At 59.9% G+C, this 26,585-nt stretch carries 22 protein-coding genes and 1 pseudogene; 17 read left to right on the forward strand and 6 right to left on the reverse strand.

Annotated elements, in window-relative coordinates; genetic code table 11:
- The 3 genes from U5775_RS36240 to U5775_RS36250 all read left to right on the forward strand — a co-directional run.
- Positions 1 to 186 (forward strand): hypothetical protein (locus tag U5775_RS36240; RefSeq protein WP_322062948.1); only part of this gene is annotated, 186 nt, incomplete at its 5' end.
- 511 nt (positions 187 to 697) lie between these two features.
- On the forward strand, positions 698 to 2,392 hold the full coding sequence (locus U5775_RS36245) for a diguanylate cyclase (protein WP_322062949.1): 1,695 nt from the start codon (positions 698 to 700) through the stop codon (positions 2,390 to 2,392).
- Between the two features lie 178 nt (positions 2,393 to 2,570).
- The gene (locus tag U5775_RS36250; protein ID WP_028219326.1) at positions 2,571 to 2,837 is read left to right on the forward strand and encodes a hypothetical protein; all 267 of its coding nucleotides are present in this window, start codon (positions 2,571 to 2,573) and stop codon (positions 2,835 to 2,837) included.
- A 185-nt stretch (positions 2,838 to 3,022) separates the two neighbouring features.
- Here the strand turns inward: U5775_RS36250 and U5775_RS36255 are convergent, their stop codons facing one another.
- Both U5775_RS36255 and U5775_RS36260 read right to left on the reverse strand, forming a co-directional pair.
- Positions 3,023 to 4,339: an ATP-binding protein gene (locus tag U5775_RS36255; protein ID WP_322062950.1), complete on the reverse strand. Its 1,317-nt coding sequence runs from the start codon at positions 4,337 to 4,339 to the stop codon at positions 3,023 to 3,025.
- Positions 4,323 to 5,054, reverse strand: coding sequence for a response regulator (locus U5775_RS36260; protein WP_322062951.1), 732 nt, complete (start codon positions 5,052 to 5,054; stop codon positions 4,323 to 4,325). Before U5775_RS36260 ends, U5775_RS36255 begins: the two co-directional genes overlap by 17 nt.
- Positions 5,055 to 5,284: 230 nt before the next feature.
- Between U5775_RS36260 and U5775_RS36265 the strand changes: the two genes are divergently transcribed.
- The 6 genes from U5775_RS36265 to U5775_RS36290 all read left to right on the forward strand — a co-directional run bounded on the left by U5775_RS36265 (position 5,285) and on the right by U5775_RS36290 (position 11,452).
- The gene (locus tag U5775_RS36265; RefSeq protein ID WP_322062952.1) at positions 5,285 to 5,830 is read left to right on the forward strand and encodes a Spy/CpxP family protein refolding chaperone; all 546 of its coding nucleotides are present in this window, start codon (positions 5,285 to 5,287) and stop codon (positions 5,828 to 5,830) included.
- Positions 5,831 to 6,455: 625 nt separating this feature from the next.
- The gene (locus U5775_RS36270) at positions 6,456 to 7,232 is read left to right on the forward strand and encodes an ABC transporter substrate-binding protein (protein ID WP_322062953.1); all 777 of its coding nucleotides are present in this window, start codon (positions 6,456 to 6,458) and stop codon (positions 7,230 to 7,232) included.
- 162 nt (positions 7,233 to 7,394) lie between these two features.
- Complete coding sequence (locus U5775_RS36275; protein WP_322062954.1) at positions 7,395 to 8,084, forward strand: histidine ABC transporter permease HisQ; 690 nt, start codon at positions 7,395 to 7,397, stop codon at positions 8,082 to 8,084.
- 23 nt (positions 8,085 to 8,107) lie between these two features.
- Complete coding sequence (locus tag U5775_RS36280; protein ID WP_322062955.1) at positions 8,108 to 8,902, forward strand: ABC transporter permease; 795 nt, start codon at positions 8,108 to 8,110, stop codon at positions 8,900 to 8,902.
- Positions 8,903 to 8,931: 29 nt separating this feature from the next.
- On the forward strand, positions 8,932 to 9,714 hold the full coding sequence (locus U5775_RS36285) for an ABC transporter ATP-binding protein (RefSeq protein WP_322062956.1): 783 nt from the start codon (positions 8,932 to 8,934) through the stop codon (positions 9,712 to 9,714).
- Between the two features lie 589 nt (positions 9,715 to 10,303).
- Positions 10,304 to 11,452 carry a porin gene (locus tag U5775_RS36290; RefSeq protein WP_322062957.1) on the forward strand — a complete coding sequence of 383 codons (1,149 nt, stop codon included), beginning with the start codon at positions 10,304 to 10,306 and terminating at the stop codon, positions 11,450 to 11,452.
- A 156-nt stretch (positions 11,453 to 11,608) separates the two neighbouring features.
- On the opposite strand, the gene U5775_RS36295 is transcribed toward U5775_RS36290, so the two are convergent.
- The gene (locus U5775_RS36295) at positions 11,609 to 11,947 is read right to left on the reverse strand and encodes a P-II family nitrogen regulator (RefSeq protein ID WP_322062958.1); all 339 of its coding nucleotides are present in this window, start codon (positions 11,945 to 11,947) and stop codon (positions 11,609 to 11,611) included.
- A gap of 114 nt (positions 11,948 to 12,061) precedes the next feature.
- Positions 12,062 to 14,203, reverse strand: coding sequence for an NAD(+) synthase (locus U5775_RS36300; protein ID WP_322062959.1), 2,142 nt, complete (start codon positions 14,201 to 14,203; stop codon positions 12,062 to 12,064).
- A 171-nt stretch (positions 14,204 to 14,374) separates the two neighbouring features.
- Here U5775_RS36300 and U5775_RS36305 point away from each other — a divergent pair.
- From U5775_RS36305 to U5775_RS36330, 6 genes and pseudogenes are all read left to right on the forward strand, one after another.
- Positions 14,375 to 14,641, forward strand: a pseudogene (locus tag U5775_RS36305) (peptidogalycan biosysnthesis protein); the annotation flags it as partial.
- 149 nt (positions 14,642 to 14,790) lie between these two features.
- Positions 14,791 to 16,770, forward strand: coding sequence for a hypothetical protein (locus U5775_RS36310; RefSeq protein ID WP_322062960.1), 1,980 nt, complete (start codon positions 14,791 to 14,793; stop codon positions 16,768 to 16,770).
- Positions 16,767 to 19,100, forward strand: a complete 2,334-nt coding sequence (locus U5775_RS36315) for a hypothetical protein (protein ID WP_322062961.1) — start codon at positions 16,767 to 16,769, stop codon at positions 19,098 to 19,100. The genes U5775_RS36310 and U5775_RS36315 overlap by 4 nt, the downstream gene beginning before the upstream one ends.
- A gap of 146 nt (positions 19,101 to 19,246) precedes the next feature.
- Complete coding sequence (locus tag U5775_RS36320) at positions 19,247 to 19,705, forward strand: hypothetical protein (protein WP_322062962.1); 459 nt, start codon at positions 19,247 to 19,249, stop codon at positions 19,703 to 19,705.
- Positions 19,706 to 20,108: 403 nt separating this feature from the next.
- On the forward strand, positions 20,109 to 22,214 hold the full coding sequence (locus U5775_RS36325; protein WP_322062963.1) for a helix-hairpin-helix domain-containing protein: 2,106 nt from the start codon (positions 20,109 to 20,111) through the stop codon (positions 22,212 to 22,214).
- On the forward strand, positions 22,211 to 23,614 hold the full coding sequence (locus U5775_RS36330; protein WP_322062964.1) for a hypothetical protein: 1,404 nt from the start codon (positions 22,211 to 22,213) through the stop codon (positions 23,612 to 23,614). Before U5775_RS36325 ends, U5775_RS36330 begins: the two co-directional genes overlap by 4 nt.
- On the opposite strand, the gene U5775_RS36335 is transcribed toward U5775_RS36330, so the two are convergent.
- Both U5775_RS36335 and U5775_RS36340 read right to left on the reverse strand, forming a co-directional pair.
- Positions 23,580 to 24,731: a GNAT family N-acetyltransferase gene (locus U5775_RS36335; protein ID WP_415913742.1), complete on the reverse strand. Its 1,152-nt coding sequence runs from the start codon at positions 24,729 to 24,731 to the stop codon at positions 23,580 to 23,582. The genes U5775_RS36330 and U5775_RS36335 overlap by 35 nt on opposite strands.
- A gap of 397 nt (positions 24,732 to 25,128) precedes the next feature.
- Positions 25,129 to 25,386 (reverse strand): helix-turn-helix transcriptional regulator, encoded by a 258-nt coding sequence (locus tag U5775_RS36340; RefSeq protein ID WP_322062965.1) that lies wholly within the window; start codon positions 25,384 to 25,386, stop codon positions 25,129 to 25,131.
- Between the two features lie 152 nt (positions 25,387 to 25,538).
- Between U5775_RS36340 and U5775_RS36345 the strand changes: the two genes are divergently transcribed.
- Positions 25,539 to 26,027 carry a hypothetical protein gene (locus tag U5775_RS36345; RefSeq protein ID WP_322062966.1) on the forward strand — a complete coding sequence of 163 codons (489 nt, stop codon included), beginning with the start codon at positions 25,539 to 25,541 and terminating at the stop codon, positions 26,025 to 26,027.
- Positions 26,008 to 26,585 (forward strand): hypothetical protein (locus U5775_RS36350; protein ID WP_322062967.1); only part of this gene is annotated, 578 nt, incomplete at its 3' end. The genes U5775_RS36345 and U5775_RS36350, both read left to right, overlap by 20 nt.

Genomic DNA, 26,585 nt, shown 5'->3' on the forward strand with positions numbered 1-26,585 from the left:
GACATTGGCCGTCCGGTTCAGGTTGAAGCTGAAATCCATTTAGATGCCCTCCCCTCGTTGCCGCGGATGCATGGGGCGAGCCGCAGCGCGGCGGGCGCGGCCATGGGGATGGCGCGTGCAGTACGCGGGGCGTTCGGGGAAAGCGCGATCGGGAAAGGCAAGACGCATGAAGACCCTATTCGTTAGCGTTGACGACGCCCCGGCTATCGCGCTGGCGACACACCGGTGCACGCACCGTCCAGGCCTGCGGGACCGGGTCGGCGGCCAGCCTCGCGGGCTTGCCTTGTTCGGAAACGGCACGACACTACACAACCTTCGTGACAGATTCAACCTCGGGACCGATACTGCCGCACGCCCGCCAATCAAGCCTCACAGACCACTTTACGGGCCCTTTATGCGCCCTTTCGAAGGGCATTCGGGAACCTTGCGCTCGCGCCGCGAACCCTGCGCCCGGGTGTCGTCGTCGTGCAGCGCGAGGCATGCAGGCTGGATCGGCAGGGTCCGCGCGGGGGCGTCGGCGGGTTCTCCGGCACCATTCGAGAGTTAAAATCGCCCCACGGCAGCGGCTGCCAACTGCTAACTGTTGTCACACGTGTTGTCGCACGCGGCCACGCATTGCCTCGTTTTGCCGGGATGCCGCGTATCCCGCCCGTCAATGCACCCTACGCGCCATGCGCCTGAACGAACCAGAAGGCCGATGAACAGGAGACTCTTGCGCCACGCTGCCGTGTCCCCCGCGGTTACGGTGGCGGTCGTCGTGGCGGTCGCGCTCGTCTGCTGGCTGATCGCGGGCTGGCTCGCCAACCGCATGGTGCGCCAGGAGCTCGACACCGCGCTCGGCGTGCAGCGCCAGATGACGCGCTCGGTCGTCGACAACATGGCCGAGGTCATCGCGAGCGATCTCTCGATGTCGCGCGCCATCCCCGCGACCATGGCCGAAACCGGCGTGGTGCAGCAGGCGCTGGCCGAGGCCGCGCATTATGCCGCGTCGCATCCGTCCACGGAACTGGCGCGGCGCGAAGCCCTGCAGCGCGCGCCCGCGCTCGTGTCCGTCGACGGCTTCCTGCACGACGCGCAAGGCTTCTCCGGCTTCGACGCCATCTGGCTCGTGAACAACAACGGTATCTGCATCGCGTCGAGCAACGCCATGGAGAAAATCTCCTACGTCGGCATCGACATGCGCTCGCGCAACTATCTGAGCGACACGCTGCTCGGCGCGTTCTCGGAGACCTATGGCGTGGGCACATCGAGCGGCGAGCCCGGCATCTTCGTCGCCGCGCCCGTCTATAACAACGGCCTGCTCGTGGGCGCCGTGCTCGCCAAGGTCAGCATCGCGCGGCTGCGCCACTGGGTGACGCATCCGGGCACCTTTGTCTCCGACAGCAACGGCGTGATCGTCATGGCGCACGACAGCAAGCTCGAAGGGCTCGCGCTGCCCGGCTCGCATGTCGAGGAGATGAACGCCGTCGACCGCGTGAACACCTATCTGCGCGAGCGCTTCGCCGAGCTCCCGCTGCAGAGCGCGGCCCACGCCGCGACGCGCGAAGCGCCCTGGATCCGGCAAAGCGCGGCGCAAGCGCTCGTGGAGCTGCCCGGCCAGCGCGCGCCGGCGCTCTACGAGCATCGCGGCGGGCTCAATTCGGGGCTCACCGCCCATCTCGTCGATCCGCTCAACGCGTGGCCCGAGTTGCTCGCGAATCAGCGGCGCGACCGGGGGCTGATCTTCCTCACGCTGGCCGGGACGGTGGCGCTCGCGGCCGTGATCTCGATCTCGTGGGTCCGCGAGCGGCGCCTGCACCGCGCGAGCCGCGACCTCGCGGAGCAGTTGCAGGCCGCCAACTCGCTGCTGGCCGCCGAGGCGCGCCACGACGCACTGACGGGCGCGCTCTCGCGCCGCTACTTCCTCGACCTGCTGCGCCGCGAGATCGACGCCGCCTATGCGCGCGGCAGACCGCTGTGCATGGCGATCGCCGACCTCGACCACTTCAAGCAGATCAACGACCGCTTCGGCCACCCGGCCGGCGATCGCGCGCTCCAGCATTTCGTCGAGACCTGCCGCGCCGAGCTGCGCTCCGACGATGCCGTCGGGCGGCTCGGCGGCGAGGAATTCGGCATCCTGCTGCCGGCCACCTCGCTCGCCACGGGGCAGGACGTGGTCGAGCGCCTGCGCCGCGAGGTGAAGACGAGCGTGTGCGCCGGGCTGCCGAGCGAAGCGTATTTGAGCGTGAGCATCGGCATCACCGAGCTCGCGGCGACCCAGGACCAGCCCGAGCGCCTGATGAGCCGCGCCGATCTCGCGCTCTACATGGCGAAGGCGGGAGGCCGAGACCGCTGCGAAGCCATGGCCTCCGACGGCGCCGCGCCGCCGCGCGCCACCGCGACGACCTGGTAACCGGTCGGGCGCGGCGCGCGCAGCTCTTTCCCCTACGGCTGCCAAAGCCATCGCTTACTTAATTGCCGGACTGCCCCAGGACTTTCGCCCCTGACGCGGTATCATCGAACGAACGGAGCGCGCGGCGTCATGCGGCGCGCATCGCCGTAGCAAGTCGCTCAGCACATAGGAGGCATGCATGAAGGGAAATCTGGTCATCGTCTGCCGCGATCAGGATGCACTCGCGTTCGACCAGTTGATGGTCGAATACGGGGCGTTCCAGACGCGCCTGTCATCGACCGCGTGGTACCTGAAGCTCGAAGCCGCGCCCGAGCTGGTCCAGGAAGAAATTCTTGCCCGCCTCGGCAAGTACACGACGCACTACATCTTCGAAGCCGATAGCGTCGTCTACAACACCGTCGACAGCGAAGCCGCAGCCGCACTCGATACGCTGTTCTCAGCCTGAACGGTCTGACGCGACCCGGCGTGGCCCCGGGGCGGCATCGCCCGCCGGCCACCACGGCAATCCGCCATTCAGGCCGCTCCAGCCGCGGTAGTTCCAGCCCTACCCTCGCGGTCGACGCCGGCAGTCAGCTACGCCGGACGTTCGCCGCACACACCCCCAAGCCAGCATGCGCCGCGCGCCGGCGCTCACCAGATCTGCGCCGCCTCGGCGACCGTGCGCTCGACCACTTCGAACGGAAACGTCATGCGCACTTCGAGGCCGCCGCTCTCGCCATTGCCGATGGCGATCTCGCCGCCCGCGCGCCGCACGAGCCGCTCGACGATCGCGAGGCCCAGACCGCTGTGGCCGTTGCCGCCGCGCGCCGGATCGAGCCGCACGAACGGGCGGCTCGCCTGCGTGAGGTCCTGGTCGGCGATGCCCTTGCCGTGGTCGCGCACCGTCAGCGTGAAAGCGTCCGCGCCGCGCGAGGTCTCGATCACCACGGGCGGCGCGCCGTAGGCCTGCGCGTTGTCGAGCAGGTTCGAGACGAGCCGCTCGAGCGTCGCCGCGGGCAGACGGAAGTCCGCACCGGCCTTCATGCGCCGCTCGATGACGAGCGTCTCGCCGCCCACCGTGCGGTAGTTGCGCGCGATGCGCTCGCACTGGTCGTCCACTTCGACGGGCTCGCTGCGGTCGGCGCCGTCATGCGCGAACACCAGGAACTGGTCGACGATATGCGCCATCGAGTCCACGTCGCGCACCACGCCGTCGCGCATTTTCTGCTCGTCCATCATTTCGGCGCGCAGGCGCAGGCGCGCAAGCGGCGTCTTCAGGTCGTGCGCGACGCCCGCGAGCATGACCGCGCGGTCTTTCTCGGTGCGCTCGACTTCCTTCACCATCTGATTGAAGCCGCGCGTGAGCTGGCGCATCTCGCGCGGACCGCGCTCGGGCAAGGGCGGCACCGGCTGGCCGCGCCCGAAGCGCGCCACGGCATGAGCGAGCGCGCGCAGCGGCTGCTGCAGCATCCACGCGGCCACCAGCGCCGCGATCACCGCCGCCGAGAAGATGATGACGAACCACGGCACCAGCTTGTCGATGGGGCGCATCGGGCGCAACGGCTGCGCGGGCACCACGATCCAGCGCGCATCCTGCGGCCCGCGCACCCAGAGCTTGGGCGGACGCCCGGGCGGACCGATGCGCACGTCGGTGCCGGGCTGCATGCGGTCGCGGATGTCGTCGAGGAAGCGGCGCAAGCCGTCGGGCATGTCCTGATGGAGCGCGGGCACCTCGGGACTCGCCGGGTCGACGAGCTGCACGCGCGAAGGCAGCGGCTGGTCGGGCTCGCGCTGCACGTGCTGGCGCACGGCGTCGACGAGGAACACCGCCTCCTCCACCGCATAGCGCGACTGCATCTGGTCGCGCTCGAGACGCATCAGCGCGAACCACGCGACGTGGGAAATAAGCAGAACGCCGATGAAGAGCAGCGCGAGCCGCCCGAACAGCGAATCAACCGGCCGGCGCATGACCGCTCTGTTCGCCGTCCGGCACGAAGACATAGCCGCGGCCGCGCACCGTCTGGATGAAGCGCGGCGTGGACGGGTCGCTTTCCAGAATGCGGCGCAGGCGCCACACCTGCACGTCGATGCCGCGGTCGGTGCCGTCGTACTCGGGGCCGTGCAGCAGTTCGAGCAGGCGCTCGCGCGTGAGCGTGCGCATGGGGTGATTGACGAAGATCTTCAGGAGCGCGAATTCGCTGCCCGACAGCATGATGGGCTTGCCTTCCTGCTGCAGCGTGCGCGACTGGAAGTCGAGCGTGAAGCGGCCGAACGAGAACGGCTCGCGCTGCTCGGGCGCGGCGGCCGAGGGCACCGTGCGGCGCCGGCGCAGCACCGCCTGCACGCGCGCAAGCAGCTCGCGCGGGTTGAAGGGCTTGCCGAGATAGTCGTCGGCGCCCAGTTCGAGACCGACGATGCGGTCCACGTCGTCCGCGCGCGCGGTCAGCATGATGACGGGGATGTCGTCGCCCGATGCGCGCAGCTTGCGCAGCGCGGTGAGCCCGTCGACGCCCGGCATCATGAGATCGAGCACGATCAGGTCGGGGCGCTCGCGCTCGAGCCGCCGCTCGAGCGAGCCCGCATCGTGCAGCACCGACACTTCCATGCCCTGCCGCGCCAGATAGTCGCGCAGCAGGTCGCGCAGTTCGACGTCGTCGTCGACGACCAGTATTTGAGTAGCCATGGACGAAGTGTAACGCGCGCGTGAAAGCCGTTTGCTTACACGGACGCGCTTTGGGTTACGAGGTGTTACCGCGAAAGGCGCACGTAATGTCGCGTAATGACCGCGACCGGTGCCGTAACACGCGGGGCCTGCCCGCTCTATACGCTAGGGACACCGGTTGCGGACGCCCCCAACTTCCTGTGGCGCCGTACCAGACCGGACACCTTCAAGGATTCGTCAGGAGCATCACCATGTATAAGACCCCCTCGCGCCTTCTCGCCATCGCCGCTGCTTCGCTCGCGCTCACTTTCGGCGCCACCGCCGCCAACGCCCAAACGCCGCCCGCGGGCGGTGCGCCCATGATGCATCACGGCCACGACATGCACGGCGACTTCATGATGGGTTTCAAGAAGCTGCATGACAAACTGAACCTGAACGCCGCCCAGGAAAAGCAATGGCAAGCGGCGCTCGACATCATGAAGCAGAACCACCAGGCCATGCGCAAGAACCACGAACAGCTCAAGCAGCAGTTCGATTCGATGAAGAACCAGCCGATCCTCGACCTGAACGCGATGCACACCACGCACCAGCAAGTCGAGCAGCAGGACGCGCAGCTGCGCGAGCAGACCGCACAGGCGTGGCTCGCGTTCTATAACGGCCTGAACGATCAGCAGAAGACCACGGTAAGCTCGGCGCTCAAGGAGCGCTTCGCGAAGATGGAGCAGCGCCACGAGAAGATGCGCGAGCGCTGGGAGCAGCACCACAAGGGCGCAGCCTCGGCGCCGGCCGCGCAGTAAGCGCCTCGTGCGGGTGCGGCGGGGCTGGGCGGATCGCCGCTCGCCGCCCGGCCCGTCGGCCACCGGCAAATGCCGCGGGACGCAAGTCCTGCGGCATTTTTTTATTGCGCGCCGCCGCCTTCCTCGTGCCGCGGCCGGAGTTGCGGCAAATGCGTTCTCCGTCAGGCTCTTCGCCCGCAGTCTGTCAGACCAAAGCCACAGGCGAAGATGCAGCCGACCGCGCCGCCCCCCGCTTCGGGTAAAATACCGCGCTTTTCGGCACGGCCTGGTGGGCACGGCCGGTTGGGCAAGCCAGTCCGGCACAGGCCTCGCGGCCAGCGCCACGGTCTGCGCCCAGGCGCACCGACACCGTTACGCGTCGGCGATATACACCTACGCGTCCGACCCGTATTTTTGATCGCCTAAAATGACGGCGCCCGGCCACGAGCCGGCCCGCGCAAGTGTGACCGCCGTTCCGGCAACAGGCCGCCCACCAGCGGCCCTCGGGCAGCGCCCCGAGCCGGACGTCGGGCAGACATCGAACGGTGCCGACCCGGCACCCACGCCACGCGGCCCCCATACGGCGCCGCGCCCGTATCAGCTTTGCATGGGACCCGAGTAGCGAGCTCCGGTCCACAGGAGAATGATGAAGAAGTTCGCAGTGTGCGTCGCGCTCGCCCTTCTGGCGGGCAGCGCCGCGGCCAGGGAATGGAAAACGGTGCGCATCGGCGTCGATGCGAGCTATCCGCCGTTCGAGTCCAGGAATGCCAGCGGCCAGATCGTCGGTTTCGACGTCGACCTGACCAAAGCCCTCTGCGCGCGCATGAACGTGAAATGTGTCTGGGTCGAAAGCGATCTCGACGGCATCATTCCCGCGCTCAAGGCCCGCAAGTTCGACGCGATCGTCTCGTCGCTGTCCATCACCGACCAGCGCCGCCAGCAGATCGATTACTCCGGCAAGATGTTCGACGCGCCTGCACGCATGCTCGCGAAGGCAGGTTCGCCGCTGCAGCCCACGGTGGCCTCGCTCAAGGGCAAGAACGTGGGCGTCGAGCAGGGCTCGACCCAGGAAGCCTATGCGAAGGCGCACTGGGCCGGCAAAGGCGTGAACGTGGTGTCGTACCAGAATCAGGATCAGGTCTATCAGGATCTGATGTCGGGACGCCTCGACGCGACGCTGCAGGACGAGGTCCAGGCCGACGTCGGCTTCCTGAAGACGCCGCGCGGCAAGGGTTTCGCATGGGCGGGTCCGGCCGTGGAAGATCCGGCGACGATCGGCGACGGCACCGCGATCGGGCTGCGCAAGCAGGACACCGACCTGAAGGCGCAATTCAACGCGGCGATCGCGGCGATCCACAAGGACGGCACGTTCGACCGGATCGCGAAGCAGTATTTCGACTTCGATATCTACAAAGGCAAGTAAACACCAATAGACGGAGACACACGGCGCCCGCGGGCGCCACCGTCGCGAAGCACGCGGTCAGCCACGCCGGCCGCGCATGAACGGACTTGAACCGCGGCAGCCTCTGCCGCGTCTTTCTCGGGGCGCCTTCCAGCGTTGAGACGCCCCGTCGAGGACTCACCTATGTTTCTTCAAGGCTACGGCCCGCTGATCCTCGCCGGCACCTGGCAGACTGTCAAGCTCGCGGTGCTCTCGCTCGTGCTCTCGTTCGTGCTCGGCTTGATCGGCGCGGGAGCGAAGCTCTCGAAAAACCGCTTCGTGTACGGCGCGGGCACGGCCTACACCACGCTCATTCGCGGCGTGCCCGATCTCGTGCTGATGCTGCTGCTGTTCTACAGCCTGCAGATCTGGCTGAACATGTTCACCGACTGGCGCGGCTGGGATCAGATCGACATCGACCCGTTCCTCGCGGGCGTGATCGTGCTCGGCTTCATCTACGGCGCGTACTTCACCGAAACCTTCCGCGGCGCCTTTCTCGCGGTGCCGCGCGGCCAGCTCGAAGCGGGCCACGCCTACGGCATGACGAACTGGCAGGTGTTCACGCGCATCATGTTCCCGCAGATGATGCGTTTCGCGCTGCCCGGCATCGGCAACAACTGGCAGGTGCTCGTGAAGTCCACGGCGCTCGTCTCGATCATCGGTCTCGCCGATGTCGTCAAGGCGAGCCAGGACGCGGGCAAGGGCACGTTGCGCTTTTTCTTCTTCACCCTGCTCGCAGGCGCGATCTATCTCGTCATCACGACGGTCTCGAACTTCGTGCTGATGTATCTCGACAAGCGCTACTCCGCCGGCGTGCGCAAAGCGGACCTCTGAGATTCCAGGGAAGGCCAACACCCATGCAAGCCATCATGCAGCACTACTGGACCGAGCTCCTCGTCTATCTCGCCCGTCCGTTCGAAAGCGGCGCCCTTCATGACTTCGTCGAGCTGACCCAGCAGTACTGGCGCAACTATCTCTATACCGACGGCTATCACTTCACCGGCGTCGCCATCACCGCGTGGCTGCTCGTGGTCTCGATCGGCCTCGGCTTCTGTCTCTCGGTGCCGCTCGCCGTGGCGCGCGTCTCGAAGAAGAAGTGGCTCTCGCGCCTCGTGTGGCTCTACACCTACGTGTTTCGCGGCACGCCGCTCTATGTGCAGCTGCTGCTCTGCTACACGGGCCTCTACAGCCTCGACATCATCCGCAACCACGAGCTCACCAACGCGTTCTTCCGCAGCGGCATGAACTGCACGCTGCTCGCGTTCACGCTCAACACCTGCGCGTACACCACCGAGATCTTCGCGGGCGCGATCAAGTCGACGCCCTATGGCGAGATCGAAGCCGCGCGTGCCTACGGTATGTCGTCCTTCACGCTGTATCGCCGCGTGATCCTGCCTTCGGCGCTGCGCCGCGCGCTGCCCTACTACAGCAACGAAGTCATTCTGATGCTGCACGCAACGACCGTGGCGTTCACCGCCACCGTGCCCGACATCCTGAAGATCGCGCGCGACGTGAACTCGGCGACCTATCAGTCGTTCGGCGCGTTCGGCATCGCCGCCCTGCTGTACCTGACCATTTCTTTCACGCTCGTGTGGCTGTTCCGCCAGGCCGAGCGCCGCTGGCTCGCGTATCTGCGGCCCCAAGGTAAGTGAGGGCCCGTGAGCCCGCACCGAGGTATTTGATGAATTCCCAGAAGCAGAAACTGTTCGTCGACTCGCTCCACAAGAAGTACGGCGACCATGAAGTCCTCAAAGGCGTCTCGCTCAAGGCGAACGCCGGCGACGTGATCAGCGTGATCGGCTCGTCCGGCTCGGGCAAGAGCACCATGCTGCGTTGCATCAACTTCCTCGAGCAGCCCAACGCGGGCCGCATCGTCGTCGACGGCGAGGAAGTGGCCACACGCGCCGACAAGCGCACCGGCGCGCTGCACGCGGCCGACGTGAAGCAGTTGCAGCGCGTGCGCACCAAGCTCGCGATGGTGTTCCAGCACTTCAACCTGTGGTCGCACATGGACGTGCTCGAGAACGTGATCGAGGCGCCCGTGCACGTGCTCGGCCTCTCGCGCAAAGAGGCCGAGGAGCGCGCGCGCACGTATCTGGAGAAGGTCGGCCTCGCGCCGCGCGTGGAAAAGCAATATCCCTCGCATCTCTCGGGCGGCCAGCAGCAGCGCGTGGCGATTGCGCGCGCGCTCGCGATGAACCCCGACGTGATGCTGTTCGACGAGCCCACCTCGGCGCTCGACCCCGAACTCGTGGGCGAAGTGCTCAAGGTGATGCAGAAGCTCGCCGAGGAAGGCCGCACGATGATCGTCGTCACGCACGAAATGGGTTTCGCGCGCAACGTTTCGAACCACGTGATGTTCCTGCACCAGGGCCGCGTGGAAGAGGAAGGCGTGCCGGCCGAGGTCTTCGCCAGTCCGAAGAGCGAGCGGCTGCGGCAATTTCTCTCGGGCAGCCTCAAGTAGGCGGGGCCCGCATGTAGTCGACTACAACTCATCCCTGCAATGTAGTCAAAGTAGTATTTCAAGGCGCTTTCAGCGCCTTTTCTTTTTGCCTTCCAACCCCGGCTCGATGGCCCTGTTCGCGCGTCGAATCCGCGCATTTCGCCCTACGCCTGACGATATTTCGCGTCAATAGTGGCAATCCTGAAGATCGTCCGCCCGCAAACGTGTGTGCCTTGTCCTGCAAGGCTTTAGGCATACTTTTCAGATCGCCCTGACCACCATCCAGGACGCTCGTATGGCAATTTGACGACACCCCACCCCCCACAAGCGATTTCGTTCGCCAGCGTCAGTCTTTTTTGCTAAATTAGTAACCAAAGTAGCAAAACAAAAGTCATTAAAAGTAGTTTCACTTCAAATAAGAACGGGAGATGCCAGTCAACCAGGGGATCTGCAAGACGACTCGAACAGGTTGTCCTGCTCGCATCGTTTCCGTACGCCGATCCTCGGGTCACGCTCCCTACGCGACAATTTCGGTCCGCAGCACCCCGAAGGCGCGCGGACGTCTTTCGCAGTACTTAGGTTGACTCTTTGACAGGGTATGGAGGAGAAGATGAAGAAAGCTTTGCTCGCCGCAGCGTTGATGTCGGCTGGCGTGGTCGCGCATGCGCAAAGCAGCGTGACGCTCTATGGCCGCCTTGATGCGGGTATCGCATACATGAACGGCATCGGCGCCGGCTCCGGTCCGAACGGCCAGGCCACGCACGGCTCGAGCCAGGTTCAGCTCGAAAGCGGCTACTGGGGCACCAGCCTCTGGGGCATGAAGGGCGTTGAAGACCTCGGCGGTGGCAACAAGGCGCTGTTCCAGTTGGAAGGCAGCTTCAGCACCGCAACGGGTGCGGGCCCGGGCGGCGGCGGTCTCTTCAATCGCTGGGCGACCGTCGGTATGTCGAATGACAACTACGGTACGCTGTTGATGGGCCGTGAGCTGATGCTCGTGAACGGCATTTGGGACTTCGACCCGTTCGGTCAGTCGAACTGGTCGTCGGCATCGATGGTCCGTGGCCGCAACTGGCCGCAATCGAGCAACAACATTTCGTACCAGTCGCCCAAGTTCTACGGTTTCGACGTGTACGGCCAGTACTCGTTCTCGAACGCCACGAACTGGAACGGCAACGGCACGACGCCGCAAGGCCGCCAGGACGGCATCCAGTTGACCTACACGAACTCGCTGTTCCAGGTCCGCGGCATTTACGACGAAATCCGCAACCCGACCAACGGTACGCTCGGCGGCTCCTACGACCAGATCAACTCGGCCAACGTGGGCCAGGGCGTGTTCGCCTACTCGCGTGACTACATGGCGATGGTCAACGTGTTCCTCGGACCGTTCAAGGTCCAGGGCGGCTATGAAGCCGTGCGCTCGTCGGGCATGACGGGTCTCGCGATCGGCCAGCCGAGCACGCTCGACCACGAGTGGGGCGGCGTGACGTGGCAAGCCACGCCGGCAGCCGCGCTGATCGCGGCGGTCTACCACGTCAACGCGAACAACGGCGGCGGCAACGCCACGCTGTACACGGTCGGCGGCTCGTACAACCTGTCCAAGCGCACGCTGCTCGACTTCCAGGTCGCGACGGTGCAGAACAGCAAGTCGGCCAACTTCGGCCTGAACGCCAACAACTACGGCGATTCGGCTGCCACGGGCAACCCGCTCATCGGCCACAGCCAGAGCGGTGTGTACGCAGGCATCCAGCACTCGTTCTAAGCTGCAACGAGTGTAGACAGAACAGCTACATCGACGTTTTCACGCTGCTGCGAGAGGCGCGTATCGGTGCGGTATCCCAACGGGTATCGCACCGTTTTTTATGGCGGGGACGGGCCGTGCGAGCGGCGCCGTCCCCTTCTTCTTTTTGAGGGTGCTTCAGACTGCCGCTTCGTTCTCCTCGCCGGTGCGGATGCGGATCACGCGCTCGACGTCGGTAACGAAAATCTTGCCGTCGCCGATCTTGCCCGTGCGGGCCGCGCCGATGATCGCGTCGATCACCTGGTCGGTCTGCTCGTTGGCGACCACGACCTCGATCTTCACCTTGGGCAGGAAGTCCACCACGTATTCGGCGCCGCGGTAGAGCTCCGTGTGGCCCTTCTGGCGGCCAAAGCCCTTCACTTCGGTGACGGTCAGGCCCGTGAGGCCCACTTCGGCGAGCGCCTCGCGCACTTCGTCGAGCTTGAACGGTTTGATGACGGCTGTGATGCGTTTCATGGCGATCCTCGTCTGACTCAGTTGATCTGCGGGTTGTCTGTGGCTTGTCGGCCGGTCTGCCGCCGGCCGGAAATCCGGCGAATGTCCTGCGATTTTACGCTGTGCGCGCCCATTTCAAGATGCAGCGGCAGGCGCCGGCGCGCTCGCGCGCTCCGCGTCGGGCACGCGCTCGAGATCCGCGAGCCACACGGCCGACTCCGAATCGCTCGGCGCACGCCAGTCGCCGCGCGGCGAGAGCGAGCCGCCCGAACCCACCTTCGGCGCGTTCGGAATGCAGGTGCGCTTGAACTGGCTCGTGCGGAAGAAGCGGTCGAGGAAGATGCGCAGATTGCGCTTGATGGCCGCGAGATCGTACTGATTGCGCACGACCTTCGCGTTCTCGGGCCACGCGCCCGTCTCGCGGTCGCGCCACGCATGGCGCGCGAGGAACGCGACCTTCGAAGGCGCAAAGCCGAAGCGCAGCGTGTAGTAGAGGTTGAAGTCCTGGAGCTCGTACGGGCCGATCGTGCTTTCGGTCTTCTGCTCCGGTGCGCCGTCGGACTTGCCGGGAATCAGCTCGGGGCTGATGTCGGTGGCGAGAATCGCTTCGAGCACGTCGCGTCCGCTCTCGCCGTTCTGGCCAATCTGCCCTGTTTCGGCGACCCAGCGCACGAGATGCGTGATGAGCGTCTTCGGCACGCTGGCGTTCACGTTGTAGTGCGACATGTGATCGCCCACGCCGTAGGTGCACCAGCCGAGCGCGAGCTCGGAGAGGTCGCCCGTGCCGATCACGATCGCGTGATTGAAGTTGGCGAGGCGGAACAGATGGTTCGTGCGCTCGCCGGCCTGCACGTTCTCGAAGGTGATGTCGTAGCTTTCCTGGCCCGCCGAATACGGGTGACCGAGGTCTTCGAGCATCTGCATGCAGCTCTGGCGAATATCGATCTCGCGCGCCGTGCAACCGACGAGCGTCATCAGTTCGCGCGCCTGGCGCAGCGTGCGCTCGCTCGTCGCGAAACCTGGCATCGTGTACGCGAGGATGTTGGCGCGCGGCAGTCCGAGGCGGTCCATCGCCTTCGCGCAGACGAGCAGCGCATGCGTGGAGTCGAGCCCGCCCGACACGCCGATCACCACCTTCTTGATGCCGGCCTGCGAGAGCCGTTGCACGAGCGCCTGCACCTGGATGTTGTAGACCTCGTTGCAGCGCTCGTCGCGACGCTTCGGATCGGCCGGCACGTAAGGGAAGCGCTCGACGCGACGCGCAAGCGCGAGCGTCTCCTGCTCCCAGGCGCCCTTGCCTGCCGCCGGGTCCGCTTTATCGTCCGCTTTGTCGCCCACCAGCTCGCAGCGGATCACGCGGAACTTCGCGACCTCGTCGGCATGGCGGCGCACCGAATCGCCGAACGTGGTCTGCCGGATGCGCTCCTGCGCGAGCCGGTCGAGATCGACGTCGGCGTAGATCAGGTGCGAGTCGCCCAGAAAGCGCTCGGACTGCGCGAGCAGCTCGCCGTTTTCGCAGATGAGCGACTGGCCGTCCCAAGCCATGTCGGTGGTCGATTCGCCCTGGCCCGCCGAGGTGTAGAGATAGGCGGCGAGGCAGCGCGCCGACTGCTGCGAGACCAGTTGATGCCGATACCCCGCCTTGCCCACCACCACGTTCGACGCGGAAAGATTGACGAGCACCGAAGCGCCCGCGAGCGCCGCGAACGACGACGGCGGAATCGGCACCCAGACGTCTTCGCAGATCTCCACGTGAAAGCGCAGGCCCGGGATTTCCGCCGCGTCGAACACGAGCGAGGCGCCGAACGGCACGTCCTGGCCCGCGAGGCGCACGGTGTCGGTGCTCGCGCAATCGGCGGCGCTGAACTGGCGCGGCTCGTAGAACTCGCCGTAATTCGGCAGATAGCTCTTGGGCACGACGCCCGCGATACGCCCGCCCGCAACGACCGCCGCACAGTTGAACAGCGCATGGCCGACGCGCACCGGCAGCCCGACGATCATCGCGAGCGGCAGCGTCGCCGAGGCCGCGACGATCTGCGCGAGCGCGCGCTCGCAGGCGTCGAGCAGCGCTTGCTGGTGAAAGAGATCGTCGCAGCTATAGGCCGAAAGGCCGAGTTCGGGAAACGCGATCAGCGCCGCGCCGCCCGCGGCGGCCTCGCGTGCGAGCGCGAGCGTCTGCTCGGCGTTGAAGGCCGGATCGGCCACGCGGCAGCGCGGCACGCCCACGGCCACGCGCGCAAAGCCGTGCGAATAGAGATTGAAAAAGCGCTCTTTCATTTGGATAACCGATAAGCGATAGCCTTGAGGGCCCCTGCGCCGGCCAACGCCCGGGCCGGCCCGACGTTCGTGCCCTCACCCGTTCGGGTGGTTTGCTTTACCATGACCGTTTGCCGCGGCGCCGCGAATCCGCGTCTCATCCGCGCAGCAAAGCCACGACGGGCACGCAAGTTGAATAAGGAACGTTTCGATTATCGCACGGGCATTCTCGGCTCACCGGCCGAGGTTGACGCCGCGCAATGGAACGCGCTGCTCGCGCGCCAGACGCAGCCGACGCCCTTTTTGCGCCACGAATTCCTCGCGGCGCTGGACGCCGCGCGCTGCGCCACGTCCGACGCGGGCTGGGCGCCGCAGTTCGTCACGCTCACCGACACGCGCACGGGGCAGCTCGCCGCCGCGGCGCCCGTCTACCTCAAGGGCCACTCGTACGGCGAATACTTTTCATTATGCGGCGAATAAATTCCTGCCCGACTGATTGATAACCACTAAATAATTGATTATAAATAATAAAAGCAGCTTCCCTATTGATTTTTCTTCCCGTACATTTTCTGACAAGATGCGCAGTGTGGCGGAACGGAGGCCTTTAAATGGGGACACTGCGTTGGACCGAACCGGGTGCGCTCGATAGGCACATTTGGCGGGACGGTCAATTAAGGTTGGCCGCCAAGCAAACGATAGACGGGAAAACAGCCTACAAGACCTATGTCGTTGACACCGTTGCCCTAGGTCTCATCCCCGGAGGTTGGCTTACCGAAGCGGTCGATGCGGCGCCGAGCCAACTATTTTTTGTGCAGGCCGCGCCAATTGCGAAAGCCCTCGTCGCCCTAGCGCAAAGTACTGAAGCGCTCGCCCTGTTAAATGTCGAGATAGCCCTCCTGCTGGACGCAGATGTGGTTGGAGTGCTCGCCGCTGTTGACGCGTACTACGCGACGAGCGCGCCACGCTCGGTAGCGGTCCAATATGCCCAAACCACCCGCCGTTTTTTGCTGCGGCCTGTCAGTGTCATTAGCAACGGCACGTTGCTCTGCGACATCGAGTACAGGACCGCGCTGTCCCGACCTTCCCCCAAGGTGAACGACACACTAAGCGACCGGGTACATCCGTCGTTGCCCGACCCTGCCTTGGCGCGGCCCGCAGGAGCCCTCGAATTTACGGACCTTGGAGACCTTGCGAAAAAGCAACTCGCCCATTTTACGGGTCGGATTGAAATCCTCATTGCGTCCTGCGTTAATCTTCTCGATGCCCATGACGCCATTATCACGTGCATAAAGGCTACGAGGAAATCAGGCGTTCCGGATGAATTACTGCATCCAAAAACAAGAACAGCCCTCACAAGTGGGAACGCATACAAACGACATAAACCCAAGAAAATCCCGGAAGCGGCACAATTCCCGCTTGCCGTACGAATGCTTGATAAGTATGAGTTACAAAAACCAAACGACCGTGTAAAGATTGAATTACAATCAATCACGCAGCTTTCACCGCTAGCTCCCCACGGCACCTTTGAGGAACGTTTTAGCATATTATTAAGCGAATTTTACGCTTCTCGACTCGTTGTGACGGCTTGCTTCGTTATAATCATGCTATCAACCGGATGGAATAAGAGCACTGTTATAAGCCTCAATCGAGAAAGAGTGCAGAAAATTCCTGGCGGATACAAACTTTCCGGTCTAAAAGCGCGTTCAGGACAAAATGAGTCAGAGTCAATCGGAAAACACATCGAGACCGATAGTCAGCAATTAACATCGAACTCTCAAGTGATTGGTTTGGTGGGAAAACTTATCAACACGGCCGAGAATGAAGATTGCGAAGTGCTCGACACACCTGCTGTGCGCGCCATCGAAATTCTGCTACGTCATCGTGATAACGTCGATGAATATGGCATCTCCGAAGAAAAAAGTCTCTTCGTAACACTTGCACTGGACCGGCTCCGGTCGCGACACTTCCGAGTGAAGCTTAGTCACGATGAGATAAATGAATTTTGCGATTTCATCAATCATCCTCGCTTCCGAGCAGATGACCTACGAAAGCAATTCCATTCGCAGTACCACCTAGCGAACAAACAAGACATTCGAATCTCACAGGCCAAGCTAAATCATGCGAGCCCCAAAACGAGCATGCGCTACGTTGACGGCACCGCCTTACGCATGTCACACGAGGCAATAATCAAAGATTATGGGGAAATTCTCTCCTCCGCCCTGGAATATTCGGCCGGTCGAATTATTTTCAATGGCGGTGACTCAGACAGAAAGAGCAAATTAATTAAAAATCTCCTGCTATTTCCGTCGTCTCCTCAACATCCGGAGGACGGAGAATCCATTGCAGACAAGTGGGTCGCATCAAGCGGCAGCGTAGCTTTTGAGGTTGGCGTTCAAGAAATTAAGCACTGCGTGTACCAGAGAAAATACTATCAAAAAAATAGCGCGAAGCTCATCTCGGCGAATGAACAACGATTCGAACGATACCACCTTCCTCGAATTCTGTTCTGCGAGGCATTGTATCGTGTCATATTAAGTAGCCCACTTGGCGGTCAGCTTCGTTCTTTCGAAGCAGGAGTTGAAAAATGAAAAGAGCATCCGTTCCACCGGTCGCTGAGCTCCCCGCGAGCGAGCTCAAAGACAATTCCGAGTCAAACTCCGTCGATGCGAGATACCTTAGTGAATGGGATGACAATGTGATTCGCTTTGAAGCAAAAGACATCGGCAGCAAATCGTCACGTGTTGAAAAAATTGATTTGAATACCGTTTATTTATGCAGCGTCGGTGAAAACGGTATATATCAAAGGCAGCTAGTTCCTCTCACTGATTTCCCTCAATTCATTTTAGCTATCAAGGTCGTCGTCCGGAGGGTGCTTTGGGAAAGAACCACGGGAATAAAGACGGAAGTCACAACTGCGGTCAATCATTGCTTAAGATTTTTCAGCTTTTTGTTGGGGAATGGAATCTACAGTTTGTTGAACGTCGATAGACAAACATGCGACCTATACAAATATCGAATCTTACATTTTGGATGGTGGAAGGCGAACTCCTACAACATGGAGCTTCGGCGCGCGATAAGAACTATCAGAGCCAACAAAGAACTGCAACTCCAAGTCACAGGAAAAAGTCGCCATAACACATTCTTTACGCTTTCTGCTAAGGAATTAGAGAAAGTCGTCGGACTCCCTATCCCTAGCCAGTTGATTCCCCGATGGTTCTATCGTCTGTTTCAACGCATTATCGGCGACAACAGGCCACTTTTGGTAAATGATGCAACAGCAATAGCCCCCTCGCATGGGTCTTGTCAGCTAGTCTTCGGTGCAATCAACAAACTGTACTATGGTATGGATGGCTTTGATTCTCTACCCTTCAGGCCATATCCTCGGCCAGCAAATATAGCTGACGACTTTTTTGGAAGACCATCGTCGAATGATGGAAGAACCGATAACCTAGAATTATCCACCGTCGTCAAGATAATCGACCAATCTCTTCGCTGGCTCTACGACTATGGGCCGTCTCTTATCACCATGCTCGAAAAGATGCGGACAAACCTCGAAGAATTTGCCATGACGGCACGTATTGGCTCGGATGTCTACTATCGATTTTTGAATTCCCTGTGCGAAGATGTGTTCCGTGAATTTCAATCAATTCACAAATTACCGCTAGACGGAATTTTGCGACCAGTCTTTGGAGAAACTTCAATACGTAATCTAGTAGCCACATATCAAGTTTCCATGTTTTTCAACATCGACGCATGCACCGCTCGCCGCCGGAATGAGCTCATCGGTCACAACAAGGATTACGGTCTATATTTTGGATGCTTGCACAAAGTAAGCGAAGATTCAGATGAGTACAGATATGACGTGTACATAGAAAAAACTTTATTCAACTATGCCGAATATTGGGCACCCAATATCGCTGCAAAGTCAATTCAAGCGCTCGAGGCGCTTTCTCAGGTGTTTCGACCACTATTTTTCGAAAGATACGAATATGTAAATGATGTAGAAGCAGCTCGCGAAAGAAAGCTCTTTTCCTCCGTTAACTTTACCTACGTTGGATTTTTACAAAATCGGCTCCTCGGTTTTGATTTACCGGAGAAGTGCAAACTTTTCTTCAAACTTGCGGGAGTCAACAGCAAAGAGATATTCGGTCGAAACCGGAACGTCTTTCGGCGTTTCTATTGCCTAGTCTACGTGAATCGCTACGACAATCCCGTCTTAGCCGCGCTGCGCAATCATCTTGACCACTCGAGCGTATACGGGACGGCAATTTACGGGCTTGACCCGCACGGACGTCACCCGAAAAAGAAGGCCGCTGAGACGCTCAAGCGCCTCGAAAAAGACGAACTAGATTTCGGAAGGACTTTGTCCCAAGTCCGCGATGAACATCATGCAGACATAGTCGCCCGGCTCCTCAGGGGAGAGAATATTGGTGGCTTACATGCGCGCCTGCTCATAAAGCTCATGGCACGCCTGTCGGCGAATGCAAAATTTATAGCTAGCCCGACATCCGTTAAAGCCGACCTAGTCACCGAAACGATGCGCCGACGAGGGTTTGAGGTCAACGAAAAAGACAACGGAATTTGTATGGCTGGCAAGGCACGACACACTGCGCGGAAAGCTAACTGCTTCGACGGGTCCACAGTCCATCCGGAGCGGGCTGGACCGAAGATTTGTTCGGGATGCATCAATCTCCTTACGTCAGAAGGCTATCGACAGCACATGCGGTCCGAGAGAGACGCGCTTTTGCAACAGTCGCAAGACATGTCCCTTTCTCGTGAACACCGTCAGAGCCTACGCCAAGATGCCCTCGACATCGAAGCCTATCTCGAAGCAGACGAAAAACTCGCCGCGGGAAACCAACAAATGGTCATTAGATTGGTGCAACAGTGGTCTGACCTAAAGGGAGAAAAAAAGTGACGTCACATATTTCGGAGAGGAGCAAGGAGCGAACCAAGGCATTGGTATCAGCGAAATTGGAAATCTTGGAGACTTGGGCGAGAACCGAAATTCCTTGGCTCCAGGATAGTCAAGGCAACTATGTTCACGATTCGGATGGAGAGCGGATGCTCGACTTCTATCCAACGCGCGAAATTCATTTCGCCGCGTGGAACGGAACCCAGAATTGCCCAGCAACTCATGCACTGTTTCCAAGCGTATCTTCTATAAAAACAACTCGACGTTCAACTTTAGCTGAACCGTATCATCGCGACTTGCACACCCGTGTTGAAGCCGTACTCGGCGTGCTCCGCGCTAAAGGACACGAGCAGCTGCTTGCTACGAATAAAACGTCTCAACTAGAGAAGCTCGAATCAAAAGCTTACTACTGGGAGGTGCTGGCTAAAAAGCAGGAGGGCGAGATTATTGCCCTTCGAGAGCGCATGTACGAAACTGAGGTAAAGCTACGCGCCGCCATGTTGGCTATCGAGAACAATTCTGCAGAACACCAGCGCGTCGTTACCAGCTTAAACTCAAAGGTTGCAAATTTGACGAACCTGTTATCCAAGGTCGCCCCACTCAAGTGAAGGAGGTGTCATGGTCTCTCGTCGACTATCGACTCACAGCCAAGGCCAAATAAATGAAGAACGGTTGCGGAAATGGGCACGTGATATAAAACTCGCCAACATCCCGACTAATCAGGTCGGCGGCGCATCACGGACGGCAATCCTGAAGTTAATTGGCGCGTCACGGTCGACTGCCCATAGCAACCCGCGAATCGCCGAACTGTTTCAGCAGCTCGACGCACGCCTACTGGGCGAAACTCCGATTGAGTCAACATCGGCAGTCGCCTACCCAAACGAGCCTGAAAGTCTCCGAGAACTCATCCTCACACTTCGAGGCGAGAACGCAGCACTACGCGCCACGGTAAAGCGCCTGCAATGGCGTGACGACACTGGCTCATCAGTCCGGGACTTATAGCCGAAAGCGATGAAAATTACCGGTACAGTTCGCCGCGTAATTTCTGCCTCTCCGACTGGAGGGGCAATCTTTGCTTTACAGCTTGATTCCCGCATTGAACCCGCGCGCGTTAAGGCTGACTATTCCGTTATGTACGATGCGCCCGTCGTTGGAGAGCGTCTTACGCTGATGGGTAATTTCAGAATTGGTGTATACGGCGAGCAATTTATACCAACCCTCGCCCTTCCCGAGCTACCGACGGCACTCTCGGCTGCGGAACTCATGTTGAATCACCCTACCTTTGCGGCCATAGGAAGACATCGCATCAGAGAGGCCTTCAGGAAAGTTGGCGTGCAAATGCTAGCTGTGCTCAATAACGACGATTTTCTTGCGATGGAGAGCACCGGCGTACGCAGTCTGACCGCTTATGCAATGACCGAAGCGTGGGATAGCTACAAGACCCACACACTGGGCCGTCGGTATTTATTGGAGCACGGCATTGCTTCGTCGACCGCAACGTTGGCTGTTGAGATGTGGGGCAGCCGAGCCGTTGACGTCATACGGTCCGACCCATATGTCTTGTTGGCCATTGCCGACTGGGCTGAAATCGACACGGCTGCGACCCGCTACTTCGGCGTTGCCCTTGATTGTTCGCGACGAATTCGCGGTTGCTGTGAATCAATCTGCAATATGGCTGTGGCGCGCAGGAAAGCAGCCGTGCCGCTAGAAGAGTTCGAGAAGTCATTTCGGATGCGAATGGGTGCTGACCACTCTCCCGAAGATGCTCTTGCCGCCTGTAGCGCAGACCACACAGTTCGATTGGTGCAGGCTCACGGAACGCAGTTTGTACAGGGCGCCGGCATGATTGAAATCGAAGGTAGCTTGCGCCATTACGTCATGTCCGTTTTGAACAGACGGACGGAGCTAGGTCCGCTCCCTCAACCGATTAGTTCCGACAATCATCTCGCCAAGTTGAGCGAGTCTGAACATCGTTTCTTCGAAGCGCTGGCCTCTACGCACTTGGCGACTGTCGAAGCTCCCGGCGCTAGCGGCGTCATCGCCGCCCAGACTGTGGCGAAGTGCTTTCCAAAAGCAATTCACATTGCCCCAACCGGAGCATTGTTTGGTGGGATAGGGAAGCTCCGGCTCGACTGGTATCCGCTGCGCGAATTCATTGACGGCGAAAGTCTGCCGCCTAGCGTTAATGCAGCAACCGTAGTGATTCACGATAGCGCATCCATTGACTTGCTGCTCGCCAATAAATTACTTCGCAGCGTGCAGCAGGCGAATCGCCTTATTTTTATTGGTGACCGTCACCTGTCCCCGAGTTCCGGCCCGGGGAACATATTTGCCGCCCTGATGAGCGAACCGGAAGTTGTCCACGAGGACATCACCGCCATCATTGGCGAGCGAAAACGCACGCCGCCATTTGTGCAGATACCAACAATTCTGTCTCAAAGCGTCCGACCTGCGGACCTTCGGCTGAAGGGCTTGCAAGTTGTACAAGTAAAAACGCGCGCAGAATTGGTGGGCTCCTCACTCAAATCATATAGGACTGTCTTCGAGAATTCGCCGCATGACGGGCTCGTAGTGACGTCGACACGCGACCTGGCAACGGAGATTAATCTCCGCATGCACGATGAGGTCACGGAATATCTTGCGGCCAGCGAGCCGAATCCGCCGCTGCTCACGCTTCGCAATAAGCAAGGCGCTACGGTCGGTGACATGGTGATTTTCCTAGGGCGGGACTATAGAAGAGGACTTTTCCCTGGAAGCCGGGGCTTGGTGGTTCAGATAAATGCTGCCGAGCGTTTTACACGCTCGCGACACTCAACAGCAATGGCCCGTATTCTTTTTGATACGGCAGGGTACGTTGACGTCACGCGCCAGGAGTGCGAACTCATGTCACTTGGCCACGCGGTCCAGGTGCAGCACGTTGCGCTCTCGCGATGGAAGAAGGTGATAGCGGCAATGGAGCCGTCAAAGAACTTGAACCACTCCTGGTGCTGGTACGCACTCACCCGCGCTGATGCGGAGATAGTAGTCCTGGGCTTTGAGGGAACATTCGAGAGCGCGTTGCAACGACGCGAAGCACACTCTCAGTACGTGCCAACTTTAAATCTTGGAACGAAATGAAATCTCAAATTTTTCCTGTTTCCATGTTGTGGGTGGAATGGAAAGACGGTCGCCTTATTCCGGTTATCCGGGATGCCCATCTCGACGTCTTGGAACCCTTCTTGGATTACATACTGCGAGTCGCTCGCGACCGATACGACGCCAACGTCAAGGAGGGTGCATTTCGGTCAACCATGCAGAACGTCGGATATGCCCTACTTGCTCTTGCTCGCTATCTCGCGTCAGAACGCCTAATCTGGCAAGAGTTGACTGACGACTCACTCGTTGGGTTTCGGGATTGGGTTAAGGATGAAGCGAGACGAAAAGCGAGCTCTCGGAATGAGGAAAGTGCAAAGAGAACCGCAAACGCGCGCTTGCGCGTCATCTATGAGTTTGTGACGTGGGCACAAGAAGACGCTTTGCTCATCCAATCCGTCGTCGGAAATTCTGCAGCATCGCCAATACGGTCGTCGCTGCCACGACTTCGGAATGTCGGACATAAAAATCTACGTGGCGACAAACAAAGGTACCCAAAGTTATTCCAGGACGTCGGCGCTTCATCGCGTACAAGCGACAGGCAGTATTGGGCGACCGATGAAGACTTCGAAGAGATTCGTCAACAATTCTGGTCGACACATGGCCCGGATACGGCCACAAGGAACGACCTCTTTTTGCGCTTATTTGAAGGATTGGGCTGGCGACGAGCGAGCGTCAATAGCCTCACCATTGACCAGTTTTCAGATTCAATCATCGACGAGGCAGTTAGCTCGGGCGAGACGCATATCTCCATAGTCCCACCGGAGCAGAAATCTGGCTACCAGCGCGCCTTTCCTGTACCAATAAACCTTGCACTGACTGTCCAGCGATACATCAAGGAGGAGCGCGGTGAGCTACTGCAAAAGCACGGACTAAGGGACGGCAACTCTGAGATACATCAGAGGAGGCTGTTTCTTTCGATGAATACTGCACTTCCTCTTACGCATTCCGCAGTATCGGAAATCTTCCGGGCCGCGTTTCGTGCAATTGGTGGCGAAATTGGTGCGAACACGCATTCGTTCCGTCGTAAATTCGCGGAGGCCACGTGGGCGGAGGAGATTGAATTTCGCCAGCGCGAGGGACTATCTCTAGCTTACGAGGACGTCGCGATGGCCGTGGCTGACGCGCTCGGACACGCATCAATTATTTCACAAGACGCTTACCATCGAGTCCTGAGCAGGTTGCGAAAGCTCAGTGTTGAGCAAACCTTGAGGAACAAAGTTGCTGCACTGAACGACAAAATCGCCCTTCAGATGAGCACCATTGTAAAACTGCGTGACACCCTGGCAAAATGCTTGGAGGCGACAGGATGTTCAGCTGTAGTGTCAGACTCTCTGGTACATCAGAACATCAGGAATCTGATTGCCGAGCTTGATGACGCTTGAACGGCGTATGTGCCTCAAGTTCGTCAATGTGTGCGTCCATCGCAGCCGTCTCTTCGTCCAGGAATTCGCTTATCGCGTGGGCAAATCGGCGGTCTGCAACCCAGTGAGCTGACCATGTCGCCGTCGGCAACAAGCCGCGAGACATCTTGTGAACCCCTTGCGCGCCGCCTTCAAAGCTCGAAAGACCGTTCTCGATGCAGTACTGAATCCCTTGCATGTAGCAGGTTTCGAAGTGTAGCCCGGAGACGAACTCCGTCGTCCCCCAATACCTCCCGAACATTGTACTGCCGGCGATTACGTTCAACGCGCATGCGAGCTCCCTCCCGTTGGCTTCGGCAATGACCAACATGATTGATTCGGGCATGGTGGAATGCACACGCTCAAAGAATTCGCGAGTCAGATAGGGAGGATTCCAGTGCTCTCGGTAGGTATTCTCGTAACAAGCGTAGAAAAAATCGAGCGCCCTACTGTCGATGTCGGCGCCGCGAATCCATCTAAAGGTCACACCGGCTTCCATGACCCGGCGCCGGTCCTGCTTGACCTTCTTGCGCTTGTCGTGGCTCATCTTCGACAAGAAATCGTCGAAGTCTCGATAGTTGAAGTTCTCCCAATGGAACTGGACACCCTCTCGAAGCATATATCCGGCTTCTGTCAAAGCGTCCAGGTCTGCTTCGTGGGGAAACAACACGTGCAACGACGACACGTCCATCTGCTTGGCAAGCTGGACGGCTCCTCGTGCCAACAGGACGCGGTCCGCATGGCTCGCTGCCAAAAGACGCGGCCCGGTCACTGGGGAGAATGGAACGGCCGACAGGAGCTTGGGATAGTAGCGCAGGCCATGACGCTTGAAAGCGTCCGCCCATGCGTGGTCGAACACGTACTCGCCACGTGAATGCGATTTAAGGTACAGGGGCATCGCGCCGGCGAGGTCAGCGCCCTTTCGCATCAAGAGGTAGAAGGGCTGCCATCCGGTATCGCGCACCGCACACCCAGTATCGTGCATCGCCGACAGGAATTCATGGCTGACGAAGGGATTGCTCTCGCAAAGGACGTTCCAATCACCGGCAGAGACTTCCACCAGTGAATCTACAACTTGAATTTCAATCTTAAGACTCACCTTGACCTCGAGCTAGCCAACGGCCGATAGGACGCCAGCGGGCATTGTCGCTGATACGGCGAAATCCTTCACGCGCGTCACTACCAAGGCCGACGGACAGCAGATGTTCCGACCCCTACGGTCACAAGAGCCAGATTGGAGTTCCCCAAGTCGTCTCTAACCGCGTCCGAATTCAAGGTGCAATTGACCGACTCCAAGACCAGACGCGGCCGATACTCGCAGTGCGGAGGCGCTGGGCATCGGGTACGAAGTTGTTCGGGCTACGTCGCCTAGACTCCGTCTCGTGGAGCAGGTTCATCAACCCAGCCCCTCCATCCTGTGATGGCAGTCAGCAAATTGGAGGTCCTCCGACAACGGAAACCACGCAGGCCATCGAACTCCCGGACGTTTTCGGATGCTATCTATCACCCGAGCCAGGAATTACCAACTCAAGTTTATCGACGAAGTCACTCAGCGTGGTTCCCAGTGCGAGGCACCACTCTCGAAGCTCAATGACGTCAAGCCGGCGCTCCCCACGTTCGCACTTGCTCACAAATGTCTGCGTCGCGTCCAATCGTGAAGCGACTTCTACCTGCGTGAGCCCCGCGGCCTCCCTTGTCGCACGAAGGGCAATCAGCAACTGCGCGTACTGCTGCGTGTAAATGGTTTTTTCCATTGTCGGACCAAGCTGCCACGAGGCGAACAGCTTGCAGTCCGTTTTCGAATAGTCCAAAATAGACTATTTCGCACGGTAAGACTGCTCTGCGACCTTTATGCTCGCGGCTATGAATGGCCGTGAACCCCGTGGAGTGCCGCAATGGATAGACGATGGGACAAGTCAATAGAGGTATAAAGGCCCTGATGGGCAACTACGAGGGCAACAAGCCGTCTGTCGTCCAGGTCAATCCTCGAGTGGCTCCGGCGCCGGCGACCGGCCGGGCGCCCGACATCGAAGGAATGACCACGCTGGAACTGCTCTACCACCTTTGCAAGAGTGAAGGAACTGAGGTGGTGGGCAGCCCAGAGCGGGCGTTTGCGGTATTTGACGCGAGCAAAGGGATTCTCAGCGTCTACTCAAAGAGCACAGATTTCGTACATATGGTTTCCCACGAAACCAAGACAATGCTCGCCGCCCTTGAATGCGCTCAAACCAGCGGTGCTAGTTTCATGGTATGCGACGAAGAAGTGATTTGCGTCCTCAAGGGTGTGACAGCAAGCGGCAAGACCTATGGGGATGCGGCGTTACGTGCATTGGCGAAGTATCAACTTGCGACGGGGCTAAAACACGGAGATGATAATGCCACTGCATTCGCATGATACGAAGGACAATCCGTCGCTCCACAATGCACGATTGCATCATGTCATCAATACCGCCGTCGTTGCGGCAATCCTGTTCGACCCAACAGGCGCTGTGGCGCTTCTCGACATTCCTGATGCAGAACTTGGGCGGCGCTTCAAAACACGTCTCATGCAAGTCATCGGTGTCGCTACTGCGTTGAACTTGGACCTAAGCTCGCTTCGTGAGGAAGACGAGAAACAAAGCAATCGCACCAGACGGCGGGCGTCGGAACTCGCGGGTTTGACGGATTGCTCTGCCGCAAACGTGGAGCGGTACTCCCTTGTGCTTCAAGGGAAGTTGCTGTGCGCGGACGAATTCTGCCAAGCACTAGGCATCACAGAAAAGAGACTAAGCAAGGACGTCGCTTCAGGCCGAATCTTCAGCGTTGAATTTGAGGCCGAGCCATACTACCCAGCGTTCTTTCTCTCAAACCTGTTCGACCGCAAGGACTTTGCGAAGGTCGTGCGGCGGTTGGGTGATTCAGCCGGCTGGACGAAATGGAAATTCTTCATGACGCCGGCAGAGTCGCTTGGCGG

The sequence above is a fragment of the Paraburkholderia sp. J63 genome (assembly GCF_905220245.1).
Classification (GTDB): Bacteria; Pseudomonadota; Gammaproteobacteria; order Burkholderiales; family Burkholderiaceae; genus Paraburkholderia.

Bases quoted from the DNA above. Each gene is read 5' to 3' on its own strand.
- U5775_RS36245 (WP_322062949.1), top strand. From the start codon at position 698: ATGAACAGGAGACTCTTGCGCCACGCTGCCGTGTCCCCCGCGGTTACG.
- U5775_RS36250 (WP_028219326.1), top strand. From the start codon at position 2,571: ATGAAGGGAAATCTGGTCATCGTCTGCCGCGATCAGGATGCACTCGCG.
- U5775_RS36255 (WP_322062950.1), bottom strand. From the start codon at position 4,339: ATGCGCCGGCCGGTTGATTCGCTGTTCGGGCGGCTCGCGCTGCTCTTC.
- U5775_RS36260 (WP_322062951.1), bottom strand. From the start codon at position 5,054: ATGGCTACTCAAATACTGGTCGTCGACGACGACGTCGAACTGCGCGAC.
- U5775_RS36265 (WP_322062952.1), top strand. From the start codon at position 5,285: ATGTATAAGACCCCCTCGCGCCTTCTCGCCATCGCCGCTGCTTCGCTC.
- U5775_RS36270 (WP_322062953.1), top strand. From the start codon at position 6,456: ATGAAGAAGTTCGCAGTGTGCGTCGCGCTCGCCCTTCTGGCGGGCAGC.
- U5775_RS36275 (WP_322062954.1), top strand. From the start codon at position 7,395: ATGTTTCTTCAAGGCTACGGCCCGCTGATCCTCGCCGGCACCTGGCAG.
- U5775_RS36280 (WP_322062955.1), top strand. From the start codon at position 8,108: ATGCAAGCCATCATGCAGCACTACTGGACCGAGCTCCTCGTCTATCTC.
- U5775_RS36285 (WP_322062956.1), top strand. From the start codon at position 8,932: ATGAATTCCCAGAAGCAGAAACTGTTCGTCGACTCGCTCCACAAGAAG.
- U5775_RS36290 (WP_322062957.1), top strand. From the start codon at position 10,304: ATGAAGAAAGCTTTGCTCGCCGCAGCGTTGATGTCGGCTGGCGTGGTC.
- U5775_RS36295 (WP_322062958.1), bottom strand. From the start codon at position 11,947: ATGAAACGCATCACAGCCGTCATCAAACCGTTCAAGCTCGACGAAGTG.
- U5775_RS36300 (WP_322062959.1), bottom strand. From the start codon at position 14,203: ATGAAAGAGCGCTTTTTCAATCTCTATTCGCACGGCTTTGCGCGCGTG.
- U5775_RS36310 (WP_322062960.1), top strand. From the start codon at position 14,791: ATGGGGACACTGCGTTGGACCGAACCGGGTGCGCTCGATAGGCACATT.
- U5775_RS36315 (WP_322062961.1), top strand. From the start codon at position 16,767: ATGAAAAGAGCATCCGTTCCACCGGTCGCTGAGCTCCCCGCGAGCGAG.
- U5775_RS36320 (WP_322062962.1), top strand. From the start codon at position 19,247: ATGCTCGACTTCTATCCAACGCGCGAAATTCATTTCGCCGCGTGGAAC.
- U5775_RS36325 (WP_322062963.1), top strand. From the start codon at position 20,109: ATGAAAATTACCGGTACAGTTCGCCGCGTAATTTCTGCCTCTCCGACT.
- U5775_RS36330 (WP_322062964.1), top strand. From the start codon at position 22,211: ATGAAATCTCAAATTTTTCCTGTTTCCATGTTGTGGGTGGAATGGAAA.
- U5775_RS36340 (WP_322062965.1), bottom strand. From the start codon at position 25,386: ATGGAAAAAACCATTTACACGCAGCAGTACGCGCAGTTGCTGATTGCC.
- U5775_RS36345 (WP_322062966.1), top strand. From the start codon at position 25,539: ATGGGACAAGTCAATAGAGGTATAAAGGCCCTGATGGGCAACTACGAG.